General features: G+C 72.9%; 6 protein-coding genes and 1 pseudogene. 4 read left to right on the top strand and 3 right to left on the bottom strand.

Going from position 1 to position 7,658, the window contains the following annotated elements; translation table 11 throughout:
• Positions 1–95: 95 nt before the first annotated feature.
• The 3 genes from AB8Z75_RS28130 to AB8Z75_RS28120 all read right to left on the bottom strand — a co-directional run bounded on the left by AB8Z75_RS28130 (position 96) and on the right by AB8Z75_RS28120 (position 2,137).
• The gene (locus AB8Z75_RS28130; protein WP_369206807.1) at positions 96–713 is read right to left on the bottom strand and encodes an ATP-binding cassette domain-containing protein; all 618 of its coding nucleotides are present in this window, start codon (positions 711–713) and stop codon (positions 96–98) included.
• A gap of 139 nt (positions 714–852) precedes the next feature.
• Positions 853–1,473, bottom strand: coding sequence for a GNAT family N-acetyltransferase (locus AB8Z75_RS28125; RefSeq protein WP_369206805.1), 621 nt, complete (start codon positions 1,471–1,473; stop codon positions 853–855).
• 109 nt (positions 1,474–1,582) lie between these two features.
• Positions 1,583–2,137: a hypothetical protein gene (locus AB8Z75_RS28120; RefSeq protein WP_369206804.1), complete on the bottom strand. Its 555-nt coding sequence runs from the start codon at positions 2,135–2,137 to the stop codon at positions 1,583–1,585.
• Between the two features lie 279 nt (positions 2,138–2,416).
• On the opposite strand from AB8Z75_RS28120, the gene AB8Z75_RS28115 reads away from it, so the two are divergent.
• The 4 genes and pseudogenes from AB8Z75_RS28115 to AB8Z75_RS28100 form a co-directional block, all read left to right on the top strand.
• Positions 2,417–4,738 carry a hypothetical protein gene (locus tag AB8Z75_RS28115; RefSeq protein WP_369206802.1) on the top strand — a complete coding sequence of 774 codons (2,322 nt, stop codon included), beginning with the start codon at positions 2,417–2,419 and terminating at the stop codon, positions 4,736–4,738.
• A complete protein-coding gene (locus tag AB8Z75_RS28110) occupies positions 4,729–5,739 on the top strand; it encodes an AAA family ATPase (RefSeq protein ID WP_369206801.1) in 1,011 nt (336 codons plus the stop codon). Before AB8Z75_RS28115 ends, AB8Z75_RS28110 begins: the two co-directional genes overlap by 10 nt.
• Complete coding sequence (locus tag AB8Z75_RS28105) at positions 5,739–6,914, top strand: DUF58 domain-containing protein (RefSeq protein ID WP_369206799.1); 1,176 nt, start codon at positions 5,739–5,741, stop codon at positions 6,912–6,914. The genes AB8Z75_RS28110 and AB8Z75_RS28105 overlap by 1 nt, the downstream gene beginning before the upstream one ends.
• Positions 6,911–7,658, top strand: a pseudogene (locus AB8Z75_RS28100) (hypothetical protein); the annotation flags it as partial. The gene AB8Z75_RS28105 and the pseudogene AB8Z75_RS28100, both read left to right, overlap by 4 nt.

Genomic DNA, 7,658 nt, shown 5'->3' with positions numbered 1-7,658 from the left:
GGCCAGGGCAGGCGCGTGGGCAGGGGTAGAGGCCGGGGCGTGGACGGGGGGTGCGCCCTGGCCGTCCTCTCGGTGGGGTTTTTCAGCCGACCGGCTCACGCGCCGCCACCCCACTCGTGCAGCACGTCCGGGTCTCCCTGCGCACGGACACGGCCGTCCTCGAGGACGACGACGTGGTCGGCCACCGCGTGGACGAGTTCCGCCTGGTGGGTGGCGAGCAGGAGCGCGACTCCGTCGCCCTTCTCGCCGCGCAGGAGTTCGGCGAGCCGGGCGCGCGCCGCCGGGTCGAGTCGTTGTTCGGGCTCGTCGAGGACGAGCAGGTCGCGCGGGCGGACAAGGGCCGCGGCCAGTTGGAGTGCCTGGGTCTGGCCCGAGGAGAGCGCGGAGGGGAGCTGGTTCGCGTGGCCGCTCAGCCGGCGGTCCGCCAGCACCTGGTCGATCCAGCCGTCCGCGTCGGCCACGTCGTGGGCGAGGGTGATGAGTTCGAGGTGTTCGCGGACGGTCAGGTCCGGGTAGAACGCCACGGTGTCACCGGCGACGGCGACGCGGGCACGTACCTCGGGGTCGTCCTCGTCGACGGGTCTGCCCTCGAACAGGGCTGTGCCCACCGTGGGTTTGTCCCGGCCGCAGGCCAGGCGCAGAAGTGTCGATTTGCCCGATCCGTTGTGTCCGAACAGGGCCGTGCACGTGCCCGGTGACACGTCCAGGTCCATGGGGTGGAGGGCCTGCCGTTCGCCGAAGCGGCGGCCGACGCCGGTGAGTCTCAGCAGCGGCTGCTCACGGGCGCGCGCGGCGCCGCGCTCCTGGCCGTGCCCCGCCTCGTCCTTCCCTGCATGCGCCATGGTGCCCGCGTCACTCCCTCTCACGGCCGGGACGGTGCGGGTTTTCCTGGCCAGGGCGGTGCGGGTTCTCGTCGCCAGGACGGTGCGCGGCGTGGGCCCGTCGGTGCAGGGCGTAGACGGTGACGTCGTGGCCGAGGAAGTGGTCCTCGCGCTGCGGGGTGAACCCGAGCCGCTGGGCGACCCTTGCCGAGGCCGTGTTGGCCGGGTCGATCATGGAGGTGAAGTAGGGCACGTCCAGGCGCTGGAACCCCCACTCGACGCAGGCTCGTGCGGCCTCGGTGGCGTATCCGTGGCCCCAGGAGGAACGCCGGAAGGTCCAGCCGGCCTCGACCTCGTCGAAGACCTCCCAGTAGTTGAGGCCGCAGCGTCCGATGAACTCCCCGGTGTCCTTCAGTTCGACGGCGCACAGCCCGTGTCCGCGCTCCGCCCACTGGCGCTCGATCTCGGTCAGACGTTCGTTCGCCTGCGCGCGGGTGAATGTCGGCACGAAGCGGGTGACTTCGGGGTCGGCGTGCAAGGTGACCAGAAGGTCCACGTCGTCGCGGGTGAGCGGTCGCAGCGTCAAGCGCTCCGTCTCGATGACGGCGGGCTCGCGCCGGCGAGCGGGGGAAGGACTGTTGTTCGGGCCCATGCCCGCATGATCGCAGATCACGGGTTGCGGCCGGCCTCCGCCCGGGTCTGCCGGCGGTCTCTCCTCGATGTCCCGGACGCCCCGCCAGACCCTGGCTGTCCTGCCGGTCTCACACTGTGTGACCGGGACCGAGTGCGCGGGCGAAGGCGTGAAGGGCGGTGAAGTCCGCGTCGCGCAGGCCTGCTCGGGGGTCGACGTGGCGCAGCAGCGCCGGGGCGTCGTGCCGGCTGGCCACGAAAGCGCGGTCGGCCTCACCGACCTCGTCGTCCACCCAGGCGAAGGGCCGCCCGGCGGCGTGACCGACCAGGTGGCTCGTCTTCCAGTAGGTTCCCTCCTGCCCCTCGCCGAACAGCGCGGGCCACTCCACGACCGGCAGGTGGGGAAGGCCGAGGACGGGTGCGAGGTGCACGTTGGCGTCCTCGCCCCAGGTGGTGGCCCACACCAGGTCGTACGGTCCGCTCAGTTCGAGGAGCCGGGGGCCGTGTGCGGGGTTGAGCCACACGCGCAGCGCCGGTACGGCGTCCGGAGGGGCACCGGCGTGCAGGGCGACCCAGCTGTCGGGCTTCATCCGGTGCGCCGTGTACCCGGCGGGCCGCCGCTCGGGCTTCGCGGCCCACGGGTTGAGCGGGCCGTCGACGTCCAGGTAGAGGAGTGGGCGACTCATCGGGGCATCCTGTCAGCAGCCGGGGGGACGGGGCGGGAGGCGGCGCGGAGTGCGTCTTCGGCGGCGGGATGCGAGCGGTCCGGTGACGGAAGGGTTCCGTGTCAGTACCGGACGTCATACTCCTGTCACAGCCCCGCGTTCGGCGCTGACCGGCCCGAGGGCTGGTTGGTTAACCTTCGAAGGCAGCGCATCGCGGGTGACGTGGTGTGTGGACGGGACGGGGAGGGGACGTCGATGCCGGAGGCTCGGGGGAGCTCCGAAGGAAGCCGGACGCCGGGGTTGCGTCCGCGGCGGCTGGTCAACGACGGCGACGCCGGTGAGGGGGAGCGCCGACCGCGCGGTCCTGCGGCGTTCAGGGCCCGCTGTGCGGCGCTGGTGGCGTCCGCCTGGGCGGCCGTGCGCCCCAGTCGCCGCCGGGCGACGGGCTACATCGCACTGTGTTCGGTGGGCGCGCTCGTCGGCACGTCCGTCGTCGTCGGTTCGGGCAAGGCGGGTGCGGTGCCCGACCTCTCCGACATCGGTGCCTGGCTGACCAGTTCCCGTACCGGTGAGGCCGCGCACGCCAACGGGTTGACCGGTGACGTGGACGGCAAGGTGAAGCTGCCCGGCATGGGCGATCATCCGGTCTCCATCTCGCAGGACGGCAAGACGGTACTGGTGCTGGACGAGAAGACGGGGAAGCTGGTGCGGATCGATCCCTCGCAGCTGACCGCGGAGCAGTCCTCGCGCTACGGCTCCGGGCTCCAACTGGTGTCGGGGGGCTCGTACGCGTACCTCGTCGACCCGGTCAAGGCGCAGGTACAGCGCATCGATCCGGTACGCACGACGCCTCTCGGCGGCCCGGTGGACCTGGGCTCGGGGCCGCTGGGCAAGGCCGTCGCCGATCCCAAGGGGACGCTGTGGGTTCCGGTGCCGGGCAAGGGCACGGTCGTACCGTTCCCGCGCGGCAAGGAGGGCGACGCCATCAAGGTGGGCGCCAAGAGGGGGAAGCCCTCCACCTTGATGATGACCCTGGCCGACGGCCGCCCGGTGGTCACGGACACCAAGGGCGGCACGGTGGCGGTGTTGAAGCGTACGGGGGTGGGGTTGCGTTTCAAGCTGCCGTCCGGCGTCTCGGAGGCTCCGGCGGGGTCGGTCCTGGTCCCGTCCTCGACGGCCGGCGACGTGGTGCCGGTGCTGGCCCGCGAGTCGGGTCGCATGACGCTGGTCAACACCCGTACGGGCTCGCTGTTGAGCGCGTCCCTGGGCGCGGGCAGCCACGAGTACGGCACCCCCCAGGTGCTCGGTTCGAAGGTGTACGTACCTGACCACTCCAACGGCACGTTGAAGGTGTACGACACCGAGGCTGCCGCGATCACCGAGCCGGTGAAGGTGACCGGCAAGCGCGGAAAGCTGAGCCTGTTCGTGCGCGACGGCCTGCTGTGGGTCAACGACGAGGACAACGCGACCGCCGTGGTGATCAACTCCTCCGGTCACGTCAACCGCGTCCACAAGTACGACACGGATGTGCCCTCGGGGCGCAAGCCGCGCGAGGACGCGCCTTCGGGCGATGACGGCGAGCGTGACCCGGCGCCGGGCCAGGACGCGCCCGACTCCGTGCCGGAGGGCCCCTCGGACCCCGGCAGGGACGAGACGCCGTCCGGACCGGATGCGCCCGCGCGCAAGCCGGACAGGGGCGGTGAGCCGGACGAGGAAGCGCCCGGACGGAAAGAGCCGAAGAAGCCGCAGGAGTCCGAACAGCCCGGCGAGGGCGAGGGGAAGCCGAAGGTGCGGCCACCCGGCACGCCGCAGGCCCAGTCCGGCGCGGGCGTCATCAGGATCTCCTTCGCCCCCTCGCCCGGCGTGAAACCGACGGGGTACCGGCTGGAGGGGGCGCCACCCGGCGCCGAGGTGAAGCCGGCGAAGGTCGGTGCGAACGGGCCGTTCACCTTCGAGGTGCGGGGCGGCTCCTGCGCCCAGCAGTACAGCTTCTCTGTGGAGGCCGAGTTCTCGGACGGGCAGAAGGCCGAGTCGGGCCGCAGCGTTCCCACCCGGCCGTGCGTGGCCCCCGGCGCCCCGCAGAAGGTCGAGTACGCCTTCCCGCAGGGCGGCAAGGGCATCAACCTGACGTGGCAGGCGCCGGGCAATGCCGGCAGCGGCACCCAGTACACCGTCACCGGCGGGAAGCAGCCGAAGACCACGTCCGCGACGAAGGCGCAGCTGACCGGGCTGGCCAACAACCGCACGTACAACGTGACCGTCGCGGCGACCAACGCGGCCGGGTCGGGAGGAAGCACGGCCGTGTCGGTGAATCTCTCCCACCCGCTGAACCGCAGGATCACCGACAACGCCGACGACGGCGAGGAGGTCGGTATCCGCACCCAGCCGAGCACCAAAGAGGGCACACGGCTCGGCCAGGTACCGGCCGGTGAGACCCCGATGTTGAAGGTCATCTGCCAGGTCGAGGGGACGCCCGAGGTCCACGACACCTACGGGTGGAAGAGCGCCGTGTGGGACCGCATCGAGTGGGACGGCAAAACCGGCTACGTCAGCGATCTGTGGGTGGACACCAGCAAGCACAAGGATGGCGAGTTCTCACCGGAGGTCTGGAAGTGCGACTAGAACCGCAGCATCCGGCTGCCCCGTCCGCGTCGCGGGAGTCCGTCGCGCTGCTCGCCCAGTGCTTCCACGCTCTCGGCGACAACGTCGAACGCGTCGTCAAGGGCAAGCGCGAGACCGTCGAGCTGGCGCTGGTGTGCCTGTTCTCCGAGGGGCACCTGCTGATCGAGGACGTGCCCGGCACCGGCAAGACGACGCTGGCGCGCTGCCTGGCGGCCTCGCTGGAGGCCAGTTGGCACCGCGTGCAGTTCACACCCGACCTGCTGCCCTCGGACATCACGGGGGTGACGATCTACCGCCAGAACACCGGTGCGTTCGAGTTCCTGCCGGGCCCGGTGTTCGCCAACATCGTGCTCGGGGACGAGGTCAACCGGGCCTCGCCCAAGACCCAGTCGGCGATGCTGGAGGTGATGGAGGAGCGGCAGGTCACCGCGGACGGCCGCACCCATCCGGTGCCGCGCCCCTTCATGGTGATCGCGACGCAGAACTCGGTGGACATGGGCGGCACGTATCCGCTGCCGGAAGCCCAGTTGGACCGCTTCCTGATGCAGGTGACCCTCGGCTATCCGGATCACGCCTCCGAGGTCGCCGTCCTGTCGGGTGCCGCGTCGCAGTCCGGGCAGCCCGGCATCGAACAGCTGCCGACCATCGCGACGGGCCAGCACATCGCGGAGTTCGTGCAGGTGGCCCGGCAGATCCAGGTGGCGCCGCAGTTGTACGACTACCTGGTGCGGGTGGTGGCGGCCACCCGGGCGCTGCCTGAGGTGCGGCTGGGCGCGAGCCCGCGCGGCTCCGTGGCGCTGCTGCGCGCCGTGCGGGTGCGGGCCGCTTCGCAGGGGCGTACGTACGCGCTGCCGGAGGATGTGAAGGCGCTGGCGGAGCCCGTGCTGGCCCACCGGCTCATCCTGACCCCCGAGGCCGAGCTGAGCGGGCGCGGTGGGGCCGACGTCATCGCGGAGGCGCTGGCCACGGTTCCCGTCCCGCAGGCGGGAGCCCCTCTCTGATGCTGTCGCCGACGGGTTGGGGGGCACTGGTCGGCGGCGCGGCACTCCTGGGGGCCGGGTACGGGTTCGGCTATCCGGAGGCGGCGGTCCTCGGGCTGGCCTGCGTGCTGGCGGTGGGTGTGGCCCTGGTGTGGACGGGGCGTTCGCCGCGGCTGTCGGCGCGCCGCCGGGTCACGCCGCGGAAGGTGGCGCGGGGCGACCGTGCCGAGGGTTTCGTCGCCCTCACCAACACCGGGGGACGCAGCCGCCGGGGTCTCGATCTGACCGACCGGTGCGGCGAGTCGCCGCTGACGTTGCGCGTACCGGCGCTCGCCGCCGGCACGGAGCACACCGTGCGCTACCCGCTGCCGACGCAGCGGCGCGGTCGCATCGCGCTGGGGCCGCTGCGGCTGGAGCGTACGGATCCGCTGGGCCTCTCCCGCCGGGTGCGGGTGTTCGGGCCGCGCGAGGGCGGTACGGACACGCTGCTGGTGCGGCCACGGGTGTGTCCGCTGCCGGTCCTGCCGTCGGGAACGGCGCACCATGTGGAGGGGCCGACGTCGGACACCGCGGACGAGGGGTCGTTGACCTTCCACGCCCTGCGCGAGTACGTGCTGGGGGACGATCTGCGCCGGGTGCACTGGCGCTCCTCGGCCCGCACGGGGACGCTGATGGTCAAACAGCTGGTCGACGTCTCCCTGCCGCACACCACGGTGGTGCTGGACACGCGCGCGGTGGCCTACCGCACCGAGGACGCTTTCGAACTGGCGGTGGACTGTGCCGCGTCCGTGGCGTTCGCCGCGGCCCGCTCCAACTTCCCCGTGGACGTGATCGGCGAGGCCGGTCCCCTCCTGCGGACGGACGGGGCGGGCGGCGGCGACGCCGAGGCGCTGCTGGACCGGCTCGCGCTGGTGCAGCGTTCCGCACACGCCTCGGCGGCCGGGGCGTTCGACGAACTGGAGCGGGCCCGGCGCCGCGGCTCCCTCGTCGTCATCACCGGTACGGGCGACACCAGGGGCCTCGGGGCGCTGGAGCGGGTGCGCCGCCGCTTCGACCGGACGGTGGTGCTGCGTACGGGCGCCGGAACGGACGGGGCTGAGGCGGAGCCGCAGGGTCTCGGCAGCGACGTCCCGCAGTTGCGGGTGACCGGTCTGGATGTCCTGCCGGCCGCCTGGCGTCGGGAGGCGGCGCGATGAGTCCCGCGTCGACACCGCGCCCCGCCGCCGGGGCGTCGACACCACGCCCCGCCACCGCCACCGCCGGCGCGCGGCCCGCAGGGCACGACGGCCCGTCCTGGGCGCCGCCACGCCCGGCTGCTCCGGACTCGGCCACCGGGGCATCTCCCGGTGTCCTGCCGCCGCAGCGTTCGTTGGAAGCGGAGGGCGACGCCGGTGGTGGCGGCCGGGCTGCGGGCACGCCGCCCGCGCGGCACCGCCTCTCTCCGGCACGCCGCGCGGCGTCTGCGCTGCCCGTCGCCGGAATGCTGGCCTGCGCGGGGCTGGGCTTCCACCGGGTCTTTCCCGTGGGGTCGCTGGTGCCGGTGCTGGCGGTGGCCGTGCCGGTCCCGATGGCGGTGGCGGCCGGCCTGTATCTGGGGCAGCGCCGCAGAGGGCGCGCGGCGCCGCTCTGGCCGTCGCTGGTGCTGAACGTCGTGGTGTGGCTGGTGGTGGTGTGCGCGACGCTGTTCCGTGGCGAGGCGTCCGTCGGGCTGCCGACGGGCGAGGCGGTGGCGAAGGTGTGGGCGGCGCTGCTGGACTCGCCGCACGCGATCCTCACGACGATCCTGCCCGCGCCCTCGGGCGCCGACTTCCTCGTGCTGCCGCACGCGGTGGTGTGGCTGGCGTCGCTCACCGCCACGGAGTTGGCGCTGCGTACCCGGGGGCCGCTGCTGCCCGCGGTGCCGCCCGTGCTGGCCTTCGGCTTCCCGCTGGTGCTGGGGG

Source organism: Streptomyces sp. PU-14G (assembly GCF_041028275.1).
GTDB lineage: Bacteria > Actinomycetota > Actinomycetes > Streptomycetales > Streptomycetaceae > Streptomyces.
Note: the sequence above shows the minus strand (reverse complement) of the source record. Positions and strands in the feature narration are given on the sequence as shown.